Source organism: Bacteroidota bacterium (assembly GCA_034439655.1).
In the GTDB taxonomy this organism is placed as follows: domain Bacteria; phylum Bacteroidota; class Bacteroidia; order UKL13-3; family UKL13-3; genus CANJUD01.
This window is the reverse complement of sequence record JAWXAU010000147.1, coordinates 1-25,682: the sequence shown is the minus strand read 5'-3', so window position 1 is coordinate 25,682 and position 25,682 is coordinate 1. Positions and strand designations below refer to the sequence as shown.

General features: G+C 35.6%; 24 protein-coding genes. 16 read left to right on the top strand and 8 right to left on the bottom strand.

Annotated elements, in window-relative coordinates; genetic code table 11:
* Positions 1-69: 69 nt before the first annotated feature.
* Positions 70-321 (bottom strand): hypothetical protein, encoded by a 252-nt coding sequence (locus SGJ10_10760; GenBank protein ID MDZ4758598.1) that lies wholly within the window; start codon positions 319-321, stop codon positions 70-72.
* A gap of 6 nt (positions 322-327) precedes the next feature.
* A complete protein-coding gene (locus tag SGJ10_10755; GenBank protein MDZ4758597.1) occupies positions 328-5,715 on the bottom strand; it encodes a lamin tail domain-containing protein in 5,388 nt (1,795 codons plus the stop codon).
* Between the two features lie 167 nt (positions 5,716-5,882).
* Here SGJ10_10755 and SGJ10_10750 point away from each other — a divergent pair, with 167 nt between their 5' ends.
* Genes SGJ10_10750 through SGJ10_10740 form a run of 3 tightly spaced genes read left to right on the top strand, consistent with a single transcriptional unit; the run spans position 5,883 to position 7,410 of the window.
* Positions 5,883-6,815, top strand: coding sequence for a hypothetical protein (locus SGJ10_10750; protein MDZ4758596.1), 933 nt, complete (start codon positions 5,883-5,885; stop codon positions 6,813-6,815).
* Positions 6,816-7,268 (top strand): GldM family protein, encoded by a 453-nt coding sequence (locus SGJ10_10745; protein ID MDZ4758595.1) that lies wholly within the window; start codon positions 6,816-6,818, stop codon positions 7,266-7,268.
* Complete coding sequence (locus SGJ10_10740) at positions 7,255-7,410, top strand: hypothetical protein (protein MDZ4758594.1); 156 nt, start codon at positions 7,255-7,257, stop codon at positions 7,408-7,410. Before SGJ10_10745 ends, SGJ10_10740 begins: the two co-directional genes overlap by 14 nt.
* Before the next feature lie 16 nt (positions 7,411-7,426).
* Here SGJ10_10740 and SGJ10_10735 read toward each other — a convergent pair whose 3' ends face one another.
* Complete coding sequence (locus SGJ10_10735; GenBank protein MDZ4758593.1) at positions 7,427-7,705, bottom strand: L,D-transpeptidase; 279 nt, start codon at positions 7,703-7,705, stop codon at positions 7,427-7,429.
* 148 nt (positions 7,706-7,853) lie between these two features.
* Between SGJ10_10735 and SGJ10_10730 the strand changes: the two genes are divergently transcribed.
* Entirely contained in the window at positions 7,854-8,099 is a 246-nt protein-coding gene (locus SGJ10_10730; protein ID MDZ4758592.1) for a hypothetical protein, read from the top strand.
* An 11-nt stretch (positions 8,100-8,110) separates the two neighbouring features.
* On the opposite strand, the gene miaB is transcribed toward SGJ10_10730, so the two are convergent.
* Positions 8,111-9,484 (bottom strand): tRNA (N6-isopentenyl adenosine(37)-C2)-methylthiotransferase MiaB, encoded by a 1,374-nt coding sequence (gene miaB / locus SGJ10_10725; GenBank protein MDZ4758591.1) that lies wholly within the window; start codon positions 9,482-9,484, stop codon positions 8,111-8,113.
* An 81-nt stretch (positions 9,485-9,565) separates the two neighbouring features.
* Here miaB and SGJ10_10720 point away from each other — a divergent pair, with 81 nt between their 5' ends.
* From SGJ10_10720 to SGJ10_10710, 3 genes are all read left to right on the top strand, one after another.
* Positions 9,566-9,970 (top strand): hypothetical protein, encoded by a 405-nt coding sequence (locus tag SGJ10_10720; protein ID MDZ4758590.1) that lies wholly within the window; start codon positions 9,566-9,568, stop codon positions 9,968-9,970.
* Positions 9,967-10,692 carry a lysophospholipid acyltransferase family protein gene (locus SGJ10_10715; GenBank protein ID MDZ4758589.1) on the top strand — a complete coding sequence of 242 codons (726 nt, stop codon included), beginning with the start codon at positions 9,967-9,969 and terminating at the stop codon, positions 10,690-10,692. Before SGJ10_10720 ends, SGJ10_10715 begins: the two co-directional genes overlap by 4 nt.
* A gap of 95 nt (positions 10,693-10,787) precedes the next feature.
* Positions 10,788-12,017: an ABC transporter permease gene (locus SGJ10_10710; GenBank protein MDZ4758588.1), complete on the top strand. Its 1,230-nt coding sequence runs from the start codon at positions 10,788-10,790 to the stop codon at positions 12,015-12,017.
* Positions 12,018-12,021: 4 nt separating this feature from the next.
* On the opposite strand, the gene SGJ10_10705 is transcribed toward SGJ10_10710, so the two are convergent.
* The 4 genes from SGJ10_10705 to SGJ10_10690 all read right to left on the bottom strand — a co-directional run bounded on the left by SGJ10_10705 (position 12,022) and on the right by SGJ10_10690 (position 13,581).
* Positions 12,022-12,576, bottom strand: a complete 555-nt coding sequence (locus tag SGJ10_10705; protein ID MDZ4758587.1) for a PIN domain-containing protein — start codon at positions 12,574-12,576, stop codon at positions 12,022-12,024.
* Positions 12,566-12,907, bottom strand: coding sequence for an STAS-like domain-containing protein (locus SGJ10_10700; protein ID MDZ4758586.1), 342 nt, complete (start codon positions 12,905-12,907; stop codon positions 12,566-12,568). Before SGJ10_10700 ends, SGJ10_10705 begins: the two co-directional genes overlap by 11 nt.
* A gap of 235 nt (positions 12,908-13,142) precedes the next feature.
* Entirely contained in the window at positions 13,143-13,355 is a 213-nt protein-coding gene (locus tag SGJ10_10695; GenBank protein ID MDZ4758585.1) for a HepT-like ribonuclease domain-containing protein, read from the bottom strand.
* Positions 13,348-13,581, bottom strand: coding sequence for a nucleotidyltransferase domain-containing protein (locus tag SGJ10_10690; protein MDZ4758584.1), 234 nt, complete (start codon positions 13,579-13,581; stop codon positions 13,348-13,350). Before SGJ10_10690 ends, SGJ10_10695 begins: the two co-directional genes overlap by 8 nt.
* A gap of 180 nt (positions 13,582-13,761) precedes the next feature.
* Between SGJ10_10690 and SGJ10_10685 the strand changes: the two genes are divergently transcribed.
* The 9 genes from SGJ10_10685 (at position 13,762) to SGJ10_10645 (ending at position 25,652) form a co-directional block, all read left to right on the top strand.
* Positions 13,762-16,905, top strand: a complete 3,144-nt coding sequence (locus SGJ10_10685) for a tetratricopeptide repeat protein (GenBank protein ID MDZ4758583.1) — start codon at positions 13,762-13,764, stop codon at positions 16,903-16,905.
* A 3-nt stretch (positions 16,906-16,908) separates the two neighbouring features.
* Complete coding sequence (locus tag SGJ10_10680) at positions 16,909-18,558, top strand: TonB-dependent receptor (GenBank protein MDZ4758582.1); 1,650 nt, start codon at positions 16,909-16,911, stop codon at positions 18,556-18,558.
* A 6-nt stretch (positions 18,559-18,564) separates the two neighbouring features.
* The gene (locus SGJ10_10675) at positions 18,565-19,893 is read left to right on the top strand and encodes a hypothetical protein (GenBank protein ID MDZ4758581.1); all 1,329 of its coding nucleotides are present in this window, start codon (positions 18,565-18,567) and stop codon (positions 19,891-19,893) included.
* 146 nt (positions 19,894-20,039) lie between these two features.
* Complete coding sequence (locus SGJ10_10670; GenBank protein ID MDZ4758580.1) at positions 20,040-20,684, top strand: MotA/TolQ/ExbB proton channel family protein; 645 nt, start codon at positions 20,040-20,042, stop codon at positions 20,682-20,684.
* Positions 20,685-20,874: 190 nt separating this feature from the next.
* Positions 20,875-21,273, top strand: coding sequence for a biopolymer transporter ExbD (locus SGJ10_10665; protein MDZ4758579.1), 399 nt, complete (start codon positions 20,875-20,877; stop codon positions 21,271-21,273).
* 50 nt (positions 21,274-21,323) lie between these two features.
* Complete coding sequence (locus tag SGJ10_10660) at positions 21,324-22,097, top strand: hypothetical protein (protein MDZ4758578.1); 774 nt, start codon at positions 21,324-21,326, stop codon at positions 22,095-22,097.
* Positions 22,098-22,239: 142 nt separating this feature from the next.
* Complete coding sequence (locus tag SGJ10_10655) at positions 22,240-22,593, top strand: hypothetical protein (GenBank protein MDZ4758577.1); 354 nt, start codon at positions 22,240-22,242, stop codon at positions 22,591-22,593.
* A gap of 105 nt (positions 22,594-22,698) precedes the next feature.
* Positions 22,699-23,172: a PepSY-like domain-containing protein gene (locus tag SGJ10_10650; protein MDZ4758576.1), complete on the top strand. Its 474-nt coding sequence runs from the start codon at positions 22,699-22,701 to the stop codon at positions 23,170-23,172.
* 62 nt (positions 23,173-23,234) lie between these two features.
* Positions 23,235-25,652: an outer membrane beta-barrel family protein gene (locus SGJ10_10645; protein MDZ4758575.1), complete on the top strand. Its 2,418-nt coding sequence runs from the start codon at positions 23,235-23,237 to the stop codon at positions 25,650-25,652.
* Positions 25,653-25,682: the final 30 nt, after the last annotated feature.

Genomic DNA, 25,682 nt, shown 5'->3' with positions numbered 1-25,682 from the left:
CGGAGTTCGCGGCGAGCGATACTACAATAAAATAAAGTGTCCGTTATAATTTGGCTTTTCTTATTTGAATTATGAAAGAGGTCTATTGAGTTTCGGTATTAAAGCATTCATTCCTCCTTGCAAATTATGATAACGCCAAAAAACTTTATCAAACCATATTTTGCATTTTTCTTGGGGTGTCTCTTCTTTTGAAGGCAATATATATAATAGTGATTCTGGGTGTTTGCAAAATTCTAACCAAGTATCAAAATCACTTTCCTGAACCTTACAAAATAAAAGTCTTTTTGATTCTGCTCCTTCTAGGAGGTAATTGTTGTTCATTTTATTCTACCTCCCCACCGCAACTCTCCCCTGCACTTTCTCCCCGATCCTATAAGTGTACAAGCCCGCAGCCCATTTAGAAACATCAATACTTACACTATTTAATATTGAAGTTCTATATAATTCCTTCCCATGCATATCATATAATACTAGTGGTAATTTCTGTGGTGCAATACCTGAATACTCAAATATTAAATTAGTTGTAGCAGGACTTGGATATATATGATACAATGAATTGCCTATTGCACCAAATCCAATTCCCGTATTTGTATCAGGTTTAATATGTGCAGGGCAAGGGAACTCATATTTAGTTCCTGGACTTCCACCAGGGCAGCCTGTTTGCCAAGCAGCGGGAGTATTCATATCAATACCTGAAGTTTTCAATTCTAAAGTATAGCCATTTCCATTGGGCATAGTATACCAGGGTGTGTCTGATTCAAAATATATTTGCTGCAATAGTATATTATTATCTGCTACAATAATTACATCATTGCTATCGGCCAAATTAAAGCCAGGAGCATAGATGGATTTGTCTACCCACCAATTTTCTTTATTGAATTTTTGTGTATCGCCTACTACTACCATATATGAATCGGGCAATAGGATAGGGGCATTGGTTAAGATATAACTGTTGCCACTTCTTGTATATATTGTTAACCCATTCAAAGCAATTTGTGTAGCCGATTTATTATATAATTCTATCCAATCACCTGCGTCATTAGAATCCTTACTATGGTAATTGACTTCCGAAATTAAGAGAGAATTATCGCAGGTACTATATGCTGCTCCAGGGCTTCCACCAAGGCATCCCGCAAACCAATTACTTGAGTAATTACCCGCACTTGCAGAATCTTGACGCTCCAAAGTACGACCTAATCCATTAGGTGTAAATGGCCAATTTTTGTCCGAAGCAAACTTCATAGAGGTTACCAAATAATTGCTATAGTCATATATAAATAAAGAGTCGCTATTGCTTTGAATGAAATTACTAGGTAGACCATAATAGTTTGTAGGTTTGCTATTTTGTGTAAAGAATTTATTGGTATCAGAAATTAATACAATATACGAATTTGCAGGGAAAACTGTATTTGCAGCAAATATATATATATCACCATTCCCATTTCTCATGGCCCAACCGCTTACATCTAATGCAGTATTAGAATGATTCTTCAACTCCACCCATATTCCCGCATCGGAAGCAGTATGTGATTTGTAGTTGATTTCCGAGAAATAAATATCAGCCTGCATACCAGGTGAACAATTACTATGATAACTTTTACCGGGTGTTCCATTGGGGCATGATGCATGCCAAGCACTAGCATCATAAGGCTTAAGTGTATCATTCATCAACTCTAAGGTATAGCCATTTCCATTTGCTGAATCTGTCCACAGCCCTTGGTTTTCATACAACATGCTATAAATCATTTTGCCTGTGTTATCATATATTTTTAACGCATCCAAAGTATCCAAATCCAATCCGTTCATATCGAAGTTGATATAAGGATGGGCCGTTTTAAATTTCATAGAATCCGCTACCAATAAGATTCTTTGTCCTTTAGCCAAAATGTAATTTGCAGGAAATTGTATATAGGGTGAATCTAATTTGGTGCGTAATGTCCAATTTGAAATATCCCATTGCTGGGTATCATTATTATATAATTCCAGCCAACTTCCTGCATCATTGCTTGCCGCTGAGCGATAATTTATTTCACTTATATAGTTTGGCTCAACGCACGACTGGTAGGCTGCTCCCGCACTTCCACCAATACAGCCTGCAAACCAATTTGACGGATTATTAACCAATGAATCAATAGATTTACGCTCCATCGTACGACCCATATTAATAGCTAGTTTATTATATATATTACTATCCACAATACTAGACCACACTTTTGTACCACCTTCATAATTTATGGTAATCGTATCTTTGGTTTTGTTGAAGTTGAAATCTCCGAAAACCGTTGCCGAATTAGTTGGATGCCATTTAGTAAATGCTGCTTTATCGGAACATATAATAAACCGCTCTCCAGCTTTGATGGTGGCAGGATAAGGCAACCTAATATTATTTGTATTGGATGATATTTTTATTTGCCAATCGCTCCATTTTAAATCAACAGTATCAGTATTCATTACTTCTATCCATGCTCCATCGTTCATGTTATTATCCGGAAACATATTTACTTCTGTAATGGCAAATTTAGCTTTAGGGAAACATATAGTTTTGCGTGCACGACCGGGAGTACCGTTTATACAACTTAGTTTCCAACTTGCCCCCAAAGTAATATTATACATTGTATCTATACGTTCAATAGTATATCCTGTACCTTTTGCTCCCCAAGGGAATGGTATAGTGTCGTTAAACCAAACACCGCAATAAAAAGCTGAATCGGTATTATGTATCCTCACGGCATCGAAACTTGCAGATAGTCCAAAACCAAATTGTCCGATATAATTATTTACGTATGGAAATATATTTTTGAACTTCACCGTATCATTACATACCACCAAATATTCTTTCGCTTTTAAAATTGTATTTGAGGGAAACCTATAATAGTTACTATCATTATTATCCTTCATGATATAGTATGATAAATCAAAATCGGAGGTGTCGGTATTATATAATTCGAACCAGTCGCCAGCATCTTTTGTTTTGGAACTACTATAGTTTATTTCATTCACCAATACCTTTTGGGCACAAGGTGTATATGCTTCTCCAGGGCTTCCATCGGGGCAACCTGTCATCCATGAATAAGGGTCATTTAAGTCTCCAGTATATTTTTTCAATTCTAAAGTGGCACCATTGCCATCGGCACCTTGGGGCCAAGGATAAGAATCTTTGTACGTCATTTTCTTTACCAAGTAGCCAGAATCATCATATAATACAATACTGTCTTTATTATTGGAAAGACCCCAATTGGCGGGGCCTACAAAATTTGTAATCGAGGGATGAATCTTTTTAAATTTGATGGTATCCTCAACAACTACCAAATATCCATTCGCTACGATAGTTGTGCCTTGTGGAATTGTATAGGTTTTCGCAGAGTCGTGTGCACGGATAACAAAATTAGAAACATCAATACTACTTGATGAAGAATTATATAACTCTATCCAATTTCCACTGTTGCGTTTGGGGTGATTATTATAATTAACCTCAGAAAAAGTAACCTTGCTACTCGATACTTTATACAATGCCGTTACGGTATCACCTTTTGTCAATTTAAAAGTAGTATATAAAGAATCGGCTTTGGGCGTAAAACTATGATACTTTGAAGTCCAATTGATAAATTTATTACCACTATCCAAAGGCGTTGTTTTTAACTGTATATCTATGCCACCCCAATATCTAGCCTTCCACGGTAATTGCACATTTTTGAGCGAATTAATATTGATTTTTCCGGCACCGTAGGGATTCGTGTTCAGCAATAAATCATACGGACCCGTGAGGTTATAGCAGCTTCTCATTGTACTCTCCAATGACTTACCATGTCTCACAATAAACCACCGTAAACGCTGTGCATTTTTATACCATTCATTATAAGTTCCAAACCATCTTTTGGCATGGGCTGTCATCTCTGGTTTTAGTAAATTTATAATACTATCTAACACGTAAGTCATGTGCTGTGTGCTGAAAGTTGAGTTCAACATATCAGCATAACGAGATATATACCACTTATCAAATTCTTTATTCTTTCGCAATTTTTGTAAGATAACGATATGTCCTTCGGGGTCGCTAAGTCCTCCTGTCTCCACATTGCAAGGTGCCGCACTGGCAGAGGTATCGGGCACGCCAGTATAGTTTATATAAAAACCAAATGTTGCATCATTGTCCCATAGTGCATATCCCCATTTTTTATGTTTTCCATTTGGATTTAATCCACGCCACCAAGCAGTATTATAATTCAACCAATCGGAGCAAACCGTTAGCGAATTTACTATTATATAATCAGCCAAACTTTTCACATCTAATAAAGAATCAACATGAGCAAATTTGGTGGAGTCGGCCATGTTATTACTATTGATATAATTATATAAAGTACTCCAGTCCGTTAGAGCTTTATTGCCCCCATACTCTGCCCAGGTAGTGCCCCATGTTAATATATATTGCAAATCATATTTGCCTTGGTTGTAATTATAATCGGTATAATCATGGTCGTCGGCATTCTCTCTCAAATCATATATGCCCCAATATTTACCATTCAGATAAACAATACATTTTTCGGCTGTACGTACATCTAAATTTAAGCCACCTTCCTTGGCCAAATTCTGCACAAAAGCATCGCGTATATGTGCACTACCATCGTTTGATGCATGATGTGCAGCAGGATAATTGTCGTCGCCAGCAGCACGAAGTATTATTTTTTGAAAAGAACTGCGGTCAGTAAGAGGGAAAAGTTTTTCCTCAATCGCATTGCCATATCCAGCTTCATCTCTGGCAACAAAATCCAAACTGCGTTGGTCGTTGGCCCACGAATCTTGCCCATGACTATTAAATTCGCCATACGCAGTAGCTTTACGTTTTTTGCCCTTGTCAAAAAATTCAAATGAGCCTTTGGGAAATAAACTATTGTCCCCATCAGCAAGTTTTTGTAAATTGTATCCTGAAATAGAAACTACTTTCATTGTATGTGATACATTAATAAAATAAGTATTGAATACTATAAAACTTGGCAAAACAGAACTGCTTGAACTAAAAGTTGCTGCCTTCAACACCGTAGTTGCTGATATTTTAATAGCATTGTTATATAATGCTGAGGTGGCAGTTGGGGGAGTGCCATCGGTAGTATACCTGATTTTCAACCCTGCATTATTGGTGGACATCGTGACCGTTTGGGCATTGCCATAAAACCCTGCAGTTAAACTTATTGTTGGTGTTTCGGCATAAGCGGTATACTGTGTTGATGCATTATTGCTTGCACCTTTACTGGGGGCGATAAATATCCCCCATGTACTACCGCCATTGGTACTGCGTCCTATGGAGTGCCCTAGTTGTGTTTTAATAATAATAACCAAATCAATTTGGCTACCGTCAGTATCCGACAAAACAATTTGTTCGGTTTTGGGTTTTGTTTGTGTAAATTTAAAATTTGTGTGATTGCCAGTATCACGACCTGATGCCCAAAAAGCAGAAAAGCCTCCAGCCGCAATTGAAATATTTTGGCGAATTTTCCATTTGGTCAAATTGGTGGAATCATCACTCAGGTAAAAGCCAGTAAGGTTAACCGCACTACTTCCTCCATTATAAATTTCAATCCAATCCTCATGTTTAGCATAGGTATCCGCATATTGGGAAACGTTTGAACAGGAATACTCGTTGATATAAAGTTGGGCTTGCGACCTCAAGCTTGTAACAGCGAAGAGTATTGCAAACAATGATAAATGTAATTTTTTTTTCATATCGTTAATTGAATTATCCGACAAATATAATACGTTAATTAAACATTTTTTTTAGAATTTTAAATGCTAAGGATTTTTAACTTTGTATTAAATTTTGTCGCAAGCAAATTTTTATTTTTTTCTACTGATTTCTCCCTTTTATTTGTTTGCAATTAAATAAATAAAACGTGAAAAAAATCACTTACATGCTATTCATTGCGGCATTCGTATTTTCTAAGACCCATGCCCAATCACCAAATGCATCTCCTGAGATATTAAAAACTTTTTATTTGATGGAAGTGTCGATGCTCAAATCAGGCAGGAATACCGACAACTATTGCAGACAAATATTTAGTAGTTTGCAAAAGGCCGTTGATAAAGAACCTGCCAAGGCACATCCATTTTACCTCGCTGCTCTGCAAATTGACAAAAATGTAAAAGAATATGTTAGTTATATTGAAGGGGTCAAATACAATTTGGAAGTTAATACTGGGGGAAGGTATGCAAAAGGCGAATTGAGAGAAGGCCAATTAATTGGCCGTAATAATATGGAGTATCATACAAAATACATGATTACATCAGGAAATGGTGCAGTATTAAAAACGAAAATCAATAAACTCAATATTGTTATTTCTAATATCGTAAAAGCCAAAAATATAAGACCTGATGAAATATTGTCTCTTAAAGATATTAAAGCTGCAGATAATGGTTCACAAACTTGGGAATCGGAAATGTTCGTAAATTCTCCACTAGCTACAGTAATAGCTTTATTAACCACAATGCAAAAAGATGCTAAAAATGTAGGTGCTGAAGCCATGTCTGAAATAGTATCGAAAATTAACGCTGTAGATTTTCACTTTGACCAATTAGTTGCTAAAGTAATTCCAAAATCAACGATGGTACTAGAAGGACAAAAATTTGAGGCGGAAGTAATTCTTACTGGATATAACTCAAAAGACAATAATGTTATTACTGTTAATGGTGCTCCAATTAAAGTAGAAAATGGGGTTGGTAAAATTTCTCAAAATGCCAGTGCGGGAGAACATAAATACAAAGGAGCAATTTTAGTAAAGGATCCTACTACTGGTGAAAATAAGAGTTATGATTTTGAAGGAGAATAAATAGGTTTTAAAGCCTCAGCTAACATCTCAGCTTATAAAATGAATGCATTATATATAGGGCTTGAAAACCCTGTCAGCATAAGTGTTCCAGGAGCAAAAGAGGATGAAATTGAGTGCACTTTTGAAGGAGCCACTGCTCGCAAAATAAGACCTGGTTTATATATAGTTATGGTTAATAATAGCGTTCGAGAAGTTATTGCTACCGCTGCTGTTAATGGCAATATAATGGGTACAGCAAAATTCCGCATTAAGAATGTGCCCAAGCCATTCCCATTATTTGGTAACAAAGGAGGTGGTAAAATTTCTCCTCGTGAAGTTAATACGCAAACTATTATATGGGTTGGCTTAGGCCCTGAGTTTTTATTTGACGGTATGCGATATACTGTAACCAAATCTACATTAGTATTTAATCAAAAAGGAAAAGAATCAAAGTTATTTATTGTTAATAGGTAATGCCATAACTGAAGAGATAAAAGATGCTATGAAAGCTACTCAGCCTGGTGACCAAATTCAAGTATTTGGAATTGAAGCTAAGGGGCCAGACGAGGTGGGACTTGTTCAGCTTAGTTCTGCTATCGCACTAGTAGTGGAATAATATATATAATCTTACCCTACGGCTTTATTATAATACTACTCCCCACTTCACACGATTCATATACTTTTTTTATATGTTCGTTCGTGAGCGAGATACATCCGCAAGTCCAGTCCTTGCCATCAACTATTAAATAATCATAACCTGCGGGAACGCCATGAATCCCAACCTCTCCACCAATGGTAGCATCTTGTGGAATAAGTTTTTTTGCTTTTATATCTTTAAATTTTTTGTAGGAATCTGCATTAGGATAATCGAACCATAAGAAATAATTCCAACTGTCGTGCGGATATTTCATACCAATTCTTAAACTAAAATAGTTCTCAGCCTGTGGCGGATTTAGTTTTTAGAATGGAAATACCGAACTACATCCCGAAAGCCCCGCTTAATCCCGATAATTATCGGGATGCGGGGGAATTAGTCCCTTTCTTTTGGACTATTATATATTGAGTATCGGTATTATTATATATAATTTGCGTTTGGCTTTGTATATATGCACAACTGTTTTATTAGGAACTGCTGCCCAAGAAAGACTGAATAGGATAAGTATGTATAATATTGGTTTCATTTTATTTTTACTCAATACCGTCATTGCGAGGCACGAAGCTTCGCCGCCGCGAATCGTTATAGCGTCTCTGATTTCAAAAGATTCTTCGTGGGAAGGCCAATCGCTATCGGCCCACTCAGAATGACGACTTCGAACCTAAATCGCCGTTCCAATCAAACTCGTCGTAGTAGCTTTATGTATTTTCACGTTCACATAATCGCCAGGCTTATAATGTTCTTTTGGAAAAATTACTATAACATTCTGGTCATTACGTCCCTTTAAATCATTATCCGATTTTTTACTAAAACCTTCTACCAAAACTTTGCATGTTTGTCCAATAAATTGTTCGTGTTTTTCTGTAGATATTCTATTCTGAAATTTTACAATTTCTGCAAGCCTTCTACTTTTAACTTCATCGGGCACATCATCTGCATATTTTCGTGCAGCCAGCGTTCCGGGGCGTTCGCTATAAGCATACATAAACGCAAAGTCGAATTGTCCCCATTCCAAGATACTCATTGTTTCGTGATGATCTTCTTCGGTCTCGGTGCAAAATCCGCTTATAATATCTGTCGTAATTCCACACTCAGGAATTAACTCACGAATACGTAAAACTTTATCCATATACCATTCTCTAGTATAGATTCTATTCATCAAATCTAATACCCTACTACTTCCACTTTGTACAGGCAAATGTATATAATTGCAAATATTTTCATATTCTATCATTTTATATATAACGGCATCGGTAATATCTTTCGGATGCGAAGTAGAAAAACGCACACGCAACTCTGGACTTAAATCGGCCACCATGCCCAATAATTTATCGAATGTAATGGCCTCTTCCTTTTCTTCATCGCTTAATTTTACAAATTCTTTTTTAGGTCCGCCGCCAAACCAAAGATAAGAATCTACATTTTGCCCCAATAAGGTTACTTCTTTGATTCCTTCAGCTAATAATTGTTTGGCTTCTTCCACTATAGAATATGGATCACGGCTACGCTCACGACCACGGGTAAAAGGCACTACGCAAAAGCTACACATATTATCGCAGCCACGCATAATGGAAATAAATGCCGAAACACCATTGCTATTAATGCGTACAGGCGTAATCTCCGAATAGGTTTCCTCCAAACTCAACATCACATTCATTGCTTTGCTGCCTTCTTCCACTTGTCTTATCAAGTTGGGCAAATCACGATATGCATCAGGGCCTGCAACCACATCCACTAGTTTATCAACCTCTAATAGTTTATCTTTGAGTCGCTCGGCCATACAGCCCAATACGCCCACTATCATACCCGGACGTTTTTTACGCAATGATTTGAGGGCGTGAAGTCGGGTCCAAATTTTTTGTTCAGCTCCATCACGAATCGCACAGGTATTTATAAAAACCACATCCGCATCCAATTCACTATCTACATTGGTAAAACCATTGTCTACCATCACACTGGCCACAATCTCACTATCACTCACATTCATGGCACAGCCATAAGTTTCTATATATAATTTTTTCGTTTTTTCTTCCATTAAAAACATAAGTGCAAAAATATAGGAAAAAAACCAAAGGGTATTTATGATTCGCAAACCTAATATTGCATTAAAATTTTTATGGAAACGATCGAAAGCCCCTTAATAGATATTAAAGCCAATACCGCAAGTGTATTTGCATTCCTGAGCGACTGCACCAAGCACAAATTGTTGATGCCTGATGGAATAGAGAATTTTACAGCAGATGCTGATACTTGTTCCTTTACGATAAAAGGTACAGGCAACTTGGCTTTGAAAGTGGAAGAAAAAGTTCCAAATAGCCTTATCAAATTATTGCCCACAGGCAAAGTACCTTTCTCCTTTGAATTTTTGTGGGTGGTAGAACCTGATGGAGAAAACAGCAAAGTGCAAAATAAAATCATCGCTAAAATGAATCCATTCATTAAAGCCCTTGCCTATAAACCGCTGAAAAATTTTATCAGTGAGCAAGCCCTAAATTTGCAAAAGTATTATAATAATCAATGAGGCTTTTTAGAACAATATATGGATGTTGGTTTACCTTCAATTTTATTTGGGTTTTCTTGCTACTGCTTCCGTTTTTCTTAATCACCCTTTCCACACCTTCATTATATAAATACGCCCACAAACTGCGTGTATTGTGGGGTCGAATTATTTTACTCTTGGGCTTTATCTGGGTGAAAGTATATAATAAAAAATTGGTAGATCGAAACAAAAAATATATTATAGTATCGAACCATGCAAGCCATTTCGATATTATATCAATTGCCGTCGGTGTTCCTCTCGATTTAAATTTTATGGCTAAAATACAATTGCAAAGAATTCCTGTTTTCGGAATATTTTTTAAAACGATTGATATTGCTGTAGACCGCAGCAGTGCAGCACATTCAGCAAAAGCATATATGAATGCCAAAGACCAATTGAAAAACAATGTCCGCAGTATTTGTATTTTCCCCGAAGGTGGAATAAAACCTATCTCACCTAAAGTTTCACCTTTCAAACAAGGTGCATTTAAAATGGCGGTAGAAACGCAAACAACTATTCTGCCTGTATCAATTTTCGACAATTGGAAACTATCGTCAAGTATTGCATTCGAAGCCCAGCCTGGCCTTATGCGTATTTATATTCACGAACCTATAGACACACAAGGAAAAACTTTAGACGATGTTAAATCGTTATGCGATATTACCTATCAAATCATCAAACAAAAAGTAGAAGAAAATATATAATACCCCAGCTAACGTCATTCTGTCCCGAAAGCTATCGGGACCACTTTGGGCGAAGAAGTTGCCAAAAAAGAAAGAAGAATCTGCCGAAGAATAAAATGTTACTCCAAAACATATATATGGCCATCGAATCCATCAAGCAAAACTTGGTACGATTTATTATAACCTCCCTCATCATATCCATCGGTATTATGGCATTGGTAGGCATGCTCACAGCTATTGATAGTATTAAAGCAGGGCTAACCAGTCAGTATAGTATTTTGGGTGCAAACTCTTTTAATATTCGTAATCGTGGATCAAATATTAGCTTTAGCGAACGCCGACAAAAACCAAAAGAATATGTTCCCATTAGCTATCAACAAGCTTCTGATTTTAAAAACAAGTTCAAATTCCCGTCTACGGTTGCAATTAGTATCACCGCCACGCAAGGTGCAACGGTCGTATATGAAAGTTATCATACAAATCCAAACATGATGGTATTTGGTGGCGATGTTGATTATATAAATGCCGCAGGATTCAAATTAGAAAATGGCCGTAATTTTTCGGGTGATGAATGTGATAAGGGAAATCATGTATGTATTATAGGAAAAGATATACAAAATAAATTATTCAAATCGGTGGACCCGATTGGCAAATTTATTAATATAAGTAGTATAAGATATAAAGTGGTGGGAGCGATGGCAAGCCGCGGTTCAAGTATAGGTTTCGGTGGCGACAGGATGCTGATAGTTCCTATATTAAATGCCCGTAGCCAGTTTCCCCGACCCAATGTGAGTTGTGTAATAACTGTTGCTGTCGATGATATCCCTTTGCTTGATGTTGCAGTTGCTGAAGCTGCTGGAGCGATGCGTCCTGTGCGGAACTTAAAAGTATTGGAAGAGAATAATTTTGAAATTATGCGTAGCGATGCTGTTACACAAAAGCTGATAGAAAATTTGGGAATGGTAACTATTGCTGCAACTTTTATTGCATTAATAACTTTACTCGGTGCTGCCGTCGGACTCATGAATATATTATTAGTTTCGGTAAACGAACGCACCCGCGAAATAGGAACACGGAAAGCACTCGGTGCCACCAAGCGTGATATACGTTGGCAATTCCTCACCGAAGCAATGGTAATTTGTGTGCTCGGCGGACTCGGCGGAATATTATTGGGAATTGGTCTCGGCAACCTCGTGGGCCGACTTGTAGATTCCCCATTCATTATGCCTTGGGGCTGGACAATTATGGGAATTATAATATGTTTATTAGTAGGTTTATTGAGCGGCTGGGTTCCTGCAAATAGAGCTGCGAAATTGGCTCCTGTGGAGGCGTTACGTCATGAGTGATATACTAATCAACGTACTTATTGTTCGCCGAAATAATATCAATAGATAAACCTGTTACACTATTATAGTCAATATCATGAGAAACAAGTATACAATTTTGTTGCTTACATAACTCTACAAAACATAAATCATTAAAATCTGCTTTGTCACAATTTAGTATTATTTCCTTTAGTTCTTCGGTGGTGAATGTGCCTGACAATATTGTAGTACATTCTAATACTTTATTCAATACTACCTTTATCTTTTCTAATGCTTCTTTTGAATGCTCAGAATTTCTGTATTCTTTAAATGTTAAAGTCATGTGAGCCGACTTACGGAATTTATCATACTCTGCCTTCAACCATACATTAATAAATTCAGAAAACATCTGCGGATGAGAAAGTATCAAATTCCCTTTAATTTTAATTGAACCAAACAGCTTTGAATATTTATCAATAATATGCTGCGGTGTTCTATCAAATTGCGGATAAAATAAATATAACCATACATTGGTATCACAGAAAAATTTTTCTCCAAAGGATGGATTGAATTGACTGATTGGTGTAAAATTAGCTTTCATTTACAACATCAATATCATTTGTATCAATATCTGGGTAATTTTTGAATCTTGTTTTAGCTTCGTCAACCACTATCTTTAAAATAAGCAAATCATCGGTATCCATATTCTCAACAATTAGTAATTCTTTAATTTTGTCCTGAGGATAGAAAGCATATAGCTGCCCGATAGCAGTGTTTAAAAAAGCAGATATCGTTAATTCAATTTCAGTGAAATCTAATTTCAACAATTCTCCTTTATCAATATATTTTGATATATCATTAAACAATTTCCTCCCGTCTTCAGCTGAAACTGCTAAATTATTCCCTGTATAATCTTTAACTTTTAAAATCATTTTTATTAGAATATGTTCTCTGGTAGTATTTCTTCAGTTGTAATATATGTGTTTTTATCAGAGAGATTAAACTCAATATTAACAATAGTTCCTTCAAAGGAAGTACTATATTCCTTTGCAAATATAACACCTTTTTTTAGTTCCCAAAAACCTTTTTCACTTCTTATTTGAACCACTTGATACTTCTTTCAACCCTAAAATATTCATGTATTAATAAATTTCTAAAGGCGATTAATTATTGCCATTCTATTTCTGGATGATTTAATATAAATTCATCTGGTAATTTATTTGCAGCCTCTCCAATTATTTCAAAACATCTGTCAACAGCATAATATGTTTTTTCATCATCTTCAAACTCTTTAAAAGTCATACCATCAGTAAAAGCCAAAATACGCTCAATTCTTTCCAGAATATCTTCAACTAATATTTTCGCAATACGTTTAGGCATATATCACATCATCCTTTACAAACGGCCAATACCTATCGGTTATTGAGCCTCGTGATACCAAATCCACTTTCTTATCTGCATATAGTTTATTCGGTTCAAATGAAAGATTGATAAATTCTATACCAACGGGTTTGCGAAATTCAACCAATATATCAATATCACTGCCAGGAGTTTGCTCACCACGAGCATAGCTGCCAAACTGCCTCCGAAATTTCCAGTTCGGCATGTCCGATAACTATCGGACTCGTTTTTTTGAGTTTTGAGTTCCTGCAAAAACGCTCTTCAAACCGAGGCTCGTATTGACGTTAATTGGCGGTGATGCCAATATTAAATCGTCCATTATTTTGTACAACCCTGTTCCTTAGTGGATAGATAAAAAAAATGTATTATAGTTAGTATAATAATTTTGAACGGTTTAAAAATTGGGACTGAACTGTTCATGTTTAAGAAATTATATCTAGCTTTAATATATATATGTTTGCAGAGTGCATTTGTGGCCAATGCACAAAAGACGGGTTACTTCGACGAACCTGTATATACATACAAACGGGCAATTGAGTTATTCGACAAGGAAAAATATGGAGCAGCCCGAAGCTTGTTCGAACAGGTTTTATTCCAAAACCCCGACGAGAACATTAAAGCACAAGGTAATTATTATATTGCCCTGTGTGCCACTCACCAGTTTGGGAATGATGCCATTGGGCTGCTACAATCATTTAGCCGAAATTTCCGCACCCATTCCAAATATGATGAATCAACGTACTACATAGCCCATATTTATTTTAGGGATAAGCAATATAAAGAAGCCTTGAAAGCGTTTTCTGCGGTGAATGCAGAAGAGTTGGAAGATAATTTTAAGTATTTATATTATTTTGAAAAAGGATTTAGCGAGTATAAGCTCAATAAATATGATGATGCTAGAAAATCTCTTGCCAAGATTATAGATGATGAAAGCGGTCTAAAATATTCTGATGCGAATTACTATTTGGGATATATATATTATATTCAAGGAAATGATAGAGAGGTCTTGAAACTCTTGAAGAACACTATGGATATTGAACCCTACAACAAAGTGGTACCCTTGTATCTCTGTCAGATATCCTATAGAAGTAAAGAATACGCAGCATGTATAAAGTGGAATAGTGATAAAGCGGGAAAAGAAATTTTGGCCGATATATATATGTTCAAAGGTCTGTCGCATTATGAATTGAAAGAATTTGAACAAGCTGCAGAAATGCTAGAGAATCGCTCCAAATCGAAGGAGCTAACCGATAGCGAATTATATATTTTAGGCTATTGTCATATACAAAACAAAGATTATAGTCAGGCAATTTTTCGCCTCACACATATAGCAGATCACAATAATTTATTGTATCAGCAATCACAATATACGTTGGCCAATTGTTTTGTGCTACTCAATAAAAAGGAGAATGCAAGAGCAGCCTATTATAATGCGGGCAAATATGAGCATGATAAAAGTATAAAGGAAGATGCACAATTTAATTTCGCCAAACTAAGTGCAGAGATATTGCCCACACAAGTTGCATCTATCACTTCCTTGCAAAATTTTATAAATACTTACCCCGATTCGAAATATGGGGATGATGCCAAAAATATATTAAGCAGTTTATTGCTCAATACCAAACAATACGCAAAAGCCTTGGTAATATTGGATGGAATTAAAGTGAAGAATGCTCAAATAGAATTGGCTATACAAAAATGTGCTTTTTGTAGGGCTGAAGAATTATATAAAGCAAATGATATTGTTGCCGCCACTAAATTGTTTGAAAAAAGCTATTCTTATAATAATGATATGAAGTTTAAATCTTTGTCAGTATTTTGGCTGGGAGAGATTGCGTATATTAAAGAAGAATATGGCAAAGCTATAGATTTATATAAAGAATTTGAGGCATATCCGCAGGCAGTCAAAACCTTTCATTACACGTCTGCTTATTATAATTTGGGTTACAGTTATTTGAAGCTTGACAAGTATCAGCAATCAAATGTATGGCTCGAAAAATTTATAGCAGCAGAAACATATTTTGGAAATAAAGGAGAAATGGTACTGGATGCACATGCCCGCTTAGCTGATAATTATTTTTTACAAAAAGAATACGGTAAGGCTACGAACGAATATAATTATGTGATCAATAAAAACTCGGTTGATGCAGATTATGCATTATTCCAAATGGGTATAATATATGGTTTGCAGAATAAGCTCTACGAGAAAATTAATATACTGAGCAAACTTATTGAGAAATATGAGAATAGTGATTTGTATGAAAAAGCATTATATGAATTGGGTTATACGTATTTTAATTTAGAAAAATACGATCAGGCAGTGGAGAGTTTTAACGATTTGATTGAGTCGCAGAAAAGCCCTGTGGGACTAGTAAGACGAGCACAATTGAATATTGGTTTGATATTCTATAACCAAAAGCAAAACAATAAAGCTATTGAGCAATTTCAATATATAGTTAAGAAATATTCTGAGAGCGAAGAAGCTCATGAAGGATTGGAAATACTAAAAACCATCTATACCGAAAATGGAGAGTTTGATAAGTTTGATGAATGGGCCAAAGCCAACGGAATAAAAATATACCAGTCGAATACAGCCGAAAAAGACACCTTAATGTTTGAATCGGCAATGAATATGATCGATCGCAGAGATTCGATTAGAGGATTAGAAGTATTGGGTAAATATATAATTGAGTTCCCCGACGGGGCTTATATATTAAAATCGCATCAACTGAAGGCAGATATTTTGAACAGAAAGAACCGCAAAGAAGAAGCCTTGCCTGAATATGAATGGATAGCGACAAGGCAGCCCAATGAATTTACAGAGCGTAGTTTGAAGTGGGTTTGCAATTATTATTATAATATAAAAAATTATGCTAAGGCATTGGAATATTTTGAAAAATTGGAGCCAAATTCATCGGTAAAGGAGAATAAAATTTTATCATTTGTAGGGCAAATGCGTTGCACCGATATACTAGGTGAAACAGGTAAATTAAAAATAGTTGCCGAAAAAATTGTTGAATACCCCGGTATTGAAAAAGAATATGTAACAGAAGCAAAATATCATTTGGGTAAAATATATTATAGTAGCGACAAAATAGCGGCACTCAATTATTTTAAAGATGTGGTAAAGCTTAGTAAAACTACGCGTGGAGCAGAGAGCAAATATTATATAGCTTTAATTTATTTCGAGAATATAGATACCATTAATTGTAAGAAAGCAGTCTTTGAATTGAGCGAACATTTTTCTGATTATGAATATTGGGTAGCTAAAGGATATTTGGTTTTAGCCGATCATTATATAAGGCAGAATGATGATTATCAAGCAAAATATACCTTGCAAAGTTTGATTGATAACTATGAAAAATCAGGTTCGGATTCCGATGATATCATAAAAATGGCTCAAGAAAAATTGGATTTATTAACTCATAAGGACAAAAACCGTGAAGAGCTCATTAAGCAGCAAAAACTGAATGATAGCAAGAGTCAGGAAGAAAAGGATAAGGAGAATAAAGAAGTAGAAGATTTTTAGTTGATGCAAAAACATATTATATATATATTCCTATTAATTTGCAGTATTCAAATAGTATCTGCACAGGCAGACACCTTGGAGAAAGGCAATATCACCTTGGTGAGACCGTATAGACCCAAAATTCAAGAATCCATTAAGAAAGCAATTACACCTTTGCCAGAAACTGCCATGGTTTCCATGCCACCTTTTACCTATACTTTTAATAGTATCGAGCCCAATTATCAAATAAATACGCCAGGATATAAAGCCGTTAATTTACCACAAGAAAAGTTGAGTAGTTTAAATGGTAATTTTACCAAACTCGGGTTTGGGAATTATAATAGTCCGTTTTTAGAAGTATCGTTAAATAATCTACGCTCTCGAAATTGGATGTTGGCTGCCAATGCTAGGCATTACTCATTGAACGGAAAAAATCAATCAAGAAAATATTCCAATAACCAATTGCATTTTGTGGCCAATTATACAGGCGATAAAAGTATAAGCGGTGCGGTTTTATTGTATAATAGAGATGCATATCGATACTATGCACATGAAAGTAATAAAACGGATACTTTGCCCAAAGGGGCATTGTATAATCCTTATCAGAACATACAACTTAATACATTTACCAGTAGCAAAGCATTCGACAGCACCCAACTCTATTATCGTCTCGATTTAAAGTTAGATAATATGATAAGGTCGAAGGAAGTGAACGAACAATGCATGTTTGTAAATGTAAATCTGAAAAAGATAGTGAGAGGTAATTTATTGAAAACAGATTTTTTGATTGATATTGACCAATACATTAATCAAAATAAAAAGTATAATAGAAACTTTATTAAATTACAACCTGAGTATCATTTTACGGCTGAAAATTTCAAAGCTATATTTGGCCTAAATGCCATAATGCTCAATCAAAACAGAGATACTGCCAATGCGAATCTGTTTCAGTTTTACCCCAAGTTGACTCTTGAATATACAATAGCTAAAAAGTACAAAGTGTATACTGGTATGTGGGGTGATTGGGAAAAGTATACCTTGAAAAATATATATGAGGTTAACCCGTTTATTTCTCCCAATATTAAATTGGATAATAACAAAAATTTTAATTTACATATTGGGGCTAAAGGGCATATCAATAATAACCTTGATTTAAGTATTGAAGCCCGATATACCAATATGGACAATCTTGTAATGTATACTGTAGATTCGACTTATCTGCACGCTATGGATCTTATAATAGTTTCGGCAGGGGTAAGGAGATTAATTTTGAATGCTCACTATCATGTAGGAAATAAAATAGATATATACTCTTCGCTTATTATCTCCAATTATAAATTAAGCGACACCATTATCACTAGAGCTTCACAGCTTCCTACTTTTGTTTGGAAAAATAATTTCTCGTACAAATTGGGTGATAAAGTATATATGAATCTGCAATTAAATTATACAGGTGCAAGGTATTTGGTTAAGTATGATAAAACCAGTAAAGAGTATAATAATATATTGATGAAGCCTTATGCAGATATCAGCCTGAATGCGGATTATCGTTACTCAAAATATGTGAGTATGTTTTTGAATATTAACAATGTTATATCCAATAAATATGTAAAATGGTATGGATATCCTGTAGTAGGAATTAATGCTCAAATAGGAATAACCATTACACTATAATATAATATGGTAAAAGGAGAACACGAAAAGAATAAGAAAATTTTAGAGCAATTGGCGGGCAAACCTGTTGAAGCCAGTGATGGTGAAAAACAGCAAACATCTGATGCCGAAAAGCAGGGTTTTATTTTTATTCCTTTCAGTAATTTTTGGAAAGGGCAGGTTAAGGGGATGGGCAGCCCCGTTGAGGAGAATGAAAAAGTTCCCTTCCTCATGCGTTTATGGATTCGTTACGAAAATTGGAAAGATAAGTTGTGGAAAAATAGCTCATCATCGCAAACATTTGTAAATGAGGGCAATTCAACTTTAAATGGTTTGTTCACTAAGACAGGCAAAAAAAATAGTTTACATTTGCAAGGTATGCAATCCAATATCCAAGTAAATTTAGGGCAGTACATCCATGAGCTGTTGTTTGAGCACAATTGTGTAATAGTGCCCGAGTTAGGTGGTTTCATTAGCCGTCGTGTAACCTCTCAACTCAATCATGTTGCCCATAAGATATCGCCTCCCGGCAAGAAAATAGCTTTCAATCAAGGTCTTAATGTGAATGATGGATTATTGGCTCAAACCATTTCCAAGCAAGAAAATGTGAGTTACGAAATAGCTTTGCAGCATATAGCTTCGCAGGTAATAAATTTAAGGCAACAATTGCACAGCGACAAATCGGTGTCATTGGATAAAATAGGGAATTTTGTAATAGACCAAGAAGAGGTGCTTACCTTCCATCCCGAAATAGAAAATAATTTCGACAAACATACTTACGGCCTTGTTACTATACAAGCTATCCCGATGGTGCGTCACGAAAACGAGAAGCTTAAACGTAAAATTAAAGCCCGTATAGAAAATCGCAGACCTGCAAAACAGGCACTACCGAAACGCAAGGGTGCAGTAGGACGTGTGGTGATGAATACTTTATTAATACTGATGGCATCGCTGCTTTCATTTGCTTCGGTAATGGTAAACACCGATCAGAAAGCTAGTTTATTCTCTTTTAATTGGGGACAATTATTTACGAATCCATTTTCACAGTCAGAAATTACAGACAATAATATTCCTAAAATTTCGTTAGATAATAAAATTATCGCACAAATAAACCAGGTAGGTTTTGAACGGAAAGGAGAATATATTATAGTAATTAAATCGTTTGATAATATAACAGCAGCTAGTGAGTTTTCTACTACTTTAAATGTGGCAGGATTAACCCATGCAAAACCTTGCAGTAAAGAGGAGGGAAGAACTTGGGTAGGTGTTTGCCGAGGTAACAATGAAGACACGATGGATGAAATTTTGGAGCAATTAATTAAGACCTATCCTGAAGCGAAACTGATACAGAAGTAATTGTTAACGGTTAATTGTTAATTATAATTGATTACTGATTTGTTGTTAATTTATACTTTTGAAAAACATAGTTTATAATTAAATTTAAAAAATTGTATGAAGAATATTCATTAACAATTAACCATTTATAATTAACCATTAAAAAGATGTTATTACAAGCAACACCCCAAGTAGAACAAAGAAGTATGCTGGAATTATTGATGGCGGGCGGACCTATTATGGTTCCAATCGCTATCTTATTTGTATTGGCAATATATGTATTTGTGGAACGTTTTATTACCATCCGCAAAGCCATGCAAAATGAAAATAATTTTCTCCCTGCGTTAAAAGATTTAATACAAAACAATAATATAAAAGCAGCACAATTGATGTGCGAAAAAAGCAATACACCCATTGCCCGTGTTATTTTAAAAGGTCTTACCCGTGTGGGTCGCCCGCTTAAAGAGATTGAAGCCAGTATGGAAAATACAGGCAAAATAGAAATGGCACGTTTGGAAAAAAGATTACCTGTATTGGCCATCGTAGCAGGTGCTGCCCCAATGTTTGGTTTCTTAGGAACTGTTATTGGAATGATGATTGCGTTTAATGATATAGCAGCGGCAGGAAATGTGGAAATAGCAGGAATTGCAAAAGGTATTAATGTGAAAATGGTTACCTCCGCAGGCGGATTGGTAGTTGGTATTATTGCATTTTTTGGTTATAATATATTAAACATTATGGTGCAAAAAGTAGTAACACAATTAGAAACTGCAAGCTTAGATTTTATAGAAGTATTAGAAGAACCAGCTTAAACAGTAATCAGTAATCAGTAAACAGTAAACAGTAAACAGTAGCTAACGCCGAAAGGCCCTGACTACTGACTACTAACTACTACCCGCCGCGGCGGGCTAACTACTGCCCACTGCCTACTTACCACTGCCCACTGACCACTGACTATTGCCCACTGACCACTGCCCACTGCCCACTGATAACTAAAAAAGTATGAACTTTAAACGCAAATCACAACCATTAAGTAGTTTCAATGCTGCTCCGATGAATGATATATTGTTCTTTCTATTATTGTTCTTTTTGCTCACGGCCACATTTGCGATTCCTACTTTTCAAAAGGTAACTTTGGCGAAAGCAGATGGGACGCAAAAATTGAAACAGAACTTGGCAATAATTGTAGCTACTGGTGGTAAACTATATATAGAAAATCAAGAAGTACAACGAGCAGACTTTGATGCTAAAATACAAGTGTTAGTAAAAGACAAAACCGAACCTGTGGTGAATGTTATTATTGACAAGGGTGCTACGTGGGAAGATATTGCACCAATTACAGGCATACTACAAAAATACAAAGTGAATGCAATTTTAGCAACACAAAGACCCAGTAAATAACTTGCCGCGGCAGGTCGTTTACCAATTGAACTTTGGTTAAATACAGCACCATGATATTCCAATCACAAATACCATCAACTAGCACCAATAGCAAACAGCAAGGTATTATATATATGCTTTTGGGTGCTGCATTAATACTATTGATTGCTATTATAGTTAAATTTCCTGTTCCTGAAGTAGTAGCTGAAACTCCAGTTATATATATGAACTTTGGGGAATCGGAAACTGGTGGGCCAGCTATGGAGAACAGTAGTGGTGATGGAGGAGGAGAGAATAGTCCGCAGCCACAAAATAATGCTCCCAATGAAAATGATATTGATGCAGTAGCTGATCCTGGTAAAGAAAATGCTCCCGCAATTAATAATAATAAATCAAAAAATACTACGACCAATACTTCGCAAACTGTACCTCAGGTTGAAAAAAATAGTGGCTTCAAATCAAATAAAAAAGGCTCTGGTGGGCCAGCGGGAAATGGTAATAGCCCATTGCCAGGCGGAGGTGGAGAAGATGATAAGAATAAAGGAAATTTATCAGGTAGAAAAGACGGAAATGGACACCTTCTTGATAAATATCGTCCGCGTCAAATTAACCAATTTGCTTTTAGTTATAAAGAATCAGACCAGTCGACTATTAGGCTTTTAAGAGTTATTCTTACCGTTGATTGCAAAGGAATTGTAAAGAACATTGAAATTGCACGGGGATCAAAAGCCACAGAAGATTTTGCATTTATTAAGTCGCAACTTAGGGGTAATAAATTTTATGATGCCAGAAGTGATTGCGATGGTCCTGCAAAATGGGAGGTTGATGTTACTATTACGCCTTAGTTATAATATAGCATTTCAGACTATTGCTTATATTTTTAAAAACAATATATAATAAAAAGTTGTTTGTTTTCAAAAAGGACTATAAATTGCACAAAAAAAATAGTTGACCCGACTCATATCCATATTGCTTTTGACCTACTATATGTTTGGTACATTTTGCTTGCCTGCTGGTAACTTTTCAGCAATAGTTGATCTGCCGAAAATGTATGAGCATTGCAAAGCAACGGAGGACAAGGACATGACGCCGTTTGACTTCGTTACAGACCACCTCATCAATATTGATGGGTTATTTGATATGCATGAGGACGGAGACGAACAAAAGCCACATTCGCCTGTCCAACTTCATTGCCTCTTTGCTCAAATATCTATTGTAACGCAACAGTTCCTGGTTTCCGTGGCCAAGCCAATTAATTTCAAAAGCAACATCCCAATTTATACGGAGAATTTCTACTATTCTGAATATTATTCTTTTGTATTCCGTCCCCCGATATTTTAATTGTTGCCTGCCGAAAAGGTAGGTTATATATATATATATATAAATTATCAAGTTCCTTAGCACTTGACAGAAATTTTATTGCAAATAATTAAATATATTAAAAATATGAAAAAATTAATTTTAATGCTGCTTGTAGTAGCTATAATGAGCCATGTTGGTTGTACTGAAAAAGAACCTACAGTCAATATTCCTGTTGTTGTTGAATCAGCATTCAAGGCAAAATTTCCAAATGCAACAAAAGCAAAATGGGAAATGGAAAACAAAACGAAGTTTGAGGTAAATTTCAACCTCAGTAACGAAGAAGTTTCTGCAAACTTCGATAGTGCAGGTACCTGGTTAGAGACAGAAACAGAGATTGAAGCTTCGGCACTGCCAGCCGCAGCCCAAGCAACAATTAATGCAGATTTTGCAAACTTCAAAATAAACGAAGCAAGCAAAATTGAGCGTGTGAAAAGCGGAACCTGCTATGAAGCAGAGATTGAAAAAGGTGAAGAAACTTTCGATGTGCTCCTTACTACAGACGGAAAAGTTTTAAGCAAAACAAAAGTTGAAGAAAAAGAGGAGGATAAGGAAGATTAATACTAACTAAGAAAGCATAGGTTTCGCACTTGTGCTTTCTTATTTTGATATATATAAAGAATATGAATATAAGAAAAAAATTATTTATAGTCCTTTCAATTTTCACTTTCTCTCTTTCAAATTTATTTGCCCAAAATAAAGTGGTAACCATTTCGGGAATGGTAAAAGATAAAGCTGCGAAAACGGTTTTAGCTTATGTGAATGTGATTTTGAAAACTGAGAAGGACACCGTATTTGTTGTGGGAACAGTGAGTAACGAAGAAGGAAGGTTTATACTTTCTAATATCAAGCCTGATAATTATATATTATATGTTTCGTACACAGGTTATGATACAAAACGTCAATTACTTTTTGTGGGAACACTTTCTGAATTTCTGGAAGTGGCAGCAATAGAACTAGAAAGAAGTACTACAACTTTGAATCAAGTAGTAGTAACAAGCAAACAAAATGAAGTAAGTGCAAAAATGGACAAGAAAGTTTTTTCTATAGAAGATAATATTAGTCAAAGCGGAGGTTCTGTTTTGCAAACCATGCAGAACTTGCCTGGCGTTACAGTGCAGGACGGCAAAGTAGCTCTGCGTGGAAATGATAAGGTAACTGTATTGATCGACGGCAAACAAACAGCTTTGACAGGAATGGGAGGTCAATCGGGTTTAGATAATATTCCAGCTTCTGCTATAGAGAGAATTGAAATTATCAATAATCCATCTGCCAAGTATGATGCGAATGGAAACGCGGGTATTATCAATATTATATATAAGAAAAATAAGAAAAATGGATTTAATGGAAAAGCAGGTATGACAGGTGGCTTGGGCTCCTTATGGGTGCGGAGAGAAAACCTTCCGACCATTCGACCGCAGTATCAATTCACACCAAAGATTAATCCTTCGCTGTCGTTAAATTACCGCAAAAACAAAATCAATATATTTTTTCAGGGAGATTATTTATATACACAAACACTGAATAAAAATGAATTTGTAACACGAGTTTATGATAATGGCACTATCATAAACCAACAAACTAAGCGAAATCGAAATACACATTTTGCAACCTTAAAAACAGGAATTGATTGGAATATTAATGAGCATAATATGCTTACAATTTCAGGTTTGTTTGGCACAGAGAAAATAACTGACCGTGGAGACCAACCTTTCTTTAATGTGGACTTCACACAACGGCTTCGCCTTTGGCAATTTTTAGAAGATGAATTGAAGACTACGGCAATGGGTTCCGCATCCTATCAGCATAAATATAAACAGCCCGGGCATGCTCTCAATGCTAGCTTTAACTATACTTTTCATCGAGAAGATGAGAAATATTTTTTCGATAATACATTATTAACTTATGTAAGCAAAGATGCTTTCAAATTAATTTCAGACGAGCATGTTGCCGATTTGAATGTGGATTATGTGCGGCCTATTAAATATGGGCGTATAGAAGGTGGCTTGAAATTTCGCAGACGAATAATTCCTACGAATATGCTGTTTATTCCAGGACTGAATTCTCCCTTGGATACCAATGCAGGCGGAGAAGCAACATATAAAGAAACCATTCCTGCATTATATGGTAATTATGTTTATGAAAGTAAAAAGTTTGAAGCTGAAGTTGGTTTGCGTGTGGAGTATGTGAATTTAAAGTATATCGTAAATCCCAATCATAATACATACAAAAGCAATGGCTACAATTATACCCAGCCATTTCCAAATGTGAGATTAGCTTATAAACTCAATGACAAAAACAAATTTTCATTATTTTATAATCGCAGGGTTGACAGACCGAACGAAGTGGATATACGTATATTTCCCAAATATGATGATGCAGAAATTATAAAGGTTGGAAACCCCGCACTTCGCCCGCAGTTCACCACTATTTATGAACTAGGCTATAAAAGAAACTGGAAGAAAGGGTACTTTTATTCCGCGGCCTACCACCGTTTTGGCATTGGAACCATTACCCGAATTGCAAGCACTGTACCTAATAGTACATTGATATATTCCATTTTTCAAAATGCTAAAAAAAGTTACGCTACTGGGTTTGAAATTGTATTTTCTCAAGATGTGAAAAAATGGTTTTCATTCAATCTTAATTTGAATGGTTATCATAATTCGATTGATGCTTTCATAATAGAAAATAAATATCCTGTTCCAAATACTTTTACAGCGGACAAACAACAAATTTTTTCAGGCAATATAAAGTTGAATAGTGTTTTTCATCTTCCGAAGAAATATGATATGCAGGTTACCGCTATTTATTTAGCTCCTGATATTATACCACAAGGGAAAATTGCTGCTCGATTTTCGTTAGATATTGGCGTAAAAAAGGTCATTCAAAAAGGTAAGGGTGAATTATTCCTAAACGCCTCCGACCTTGCAAACACGATGATTATTAAGAAGCAAATTAAGGGCAAAGATTTCAACTACACCACTAGCGACTATTACGAAACGCAGGTTGTGCGGTTTGGTTATAGTTATAAGTTTTAAATGCGAAACTAAAAATATATAATATTATTT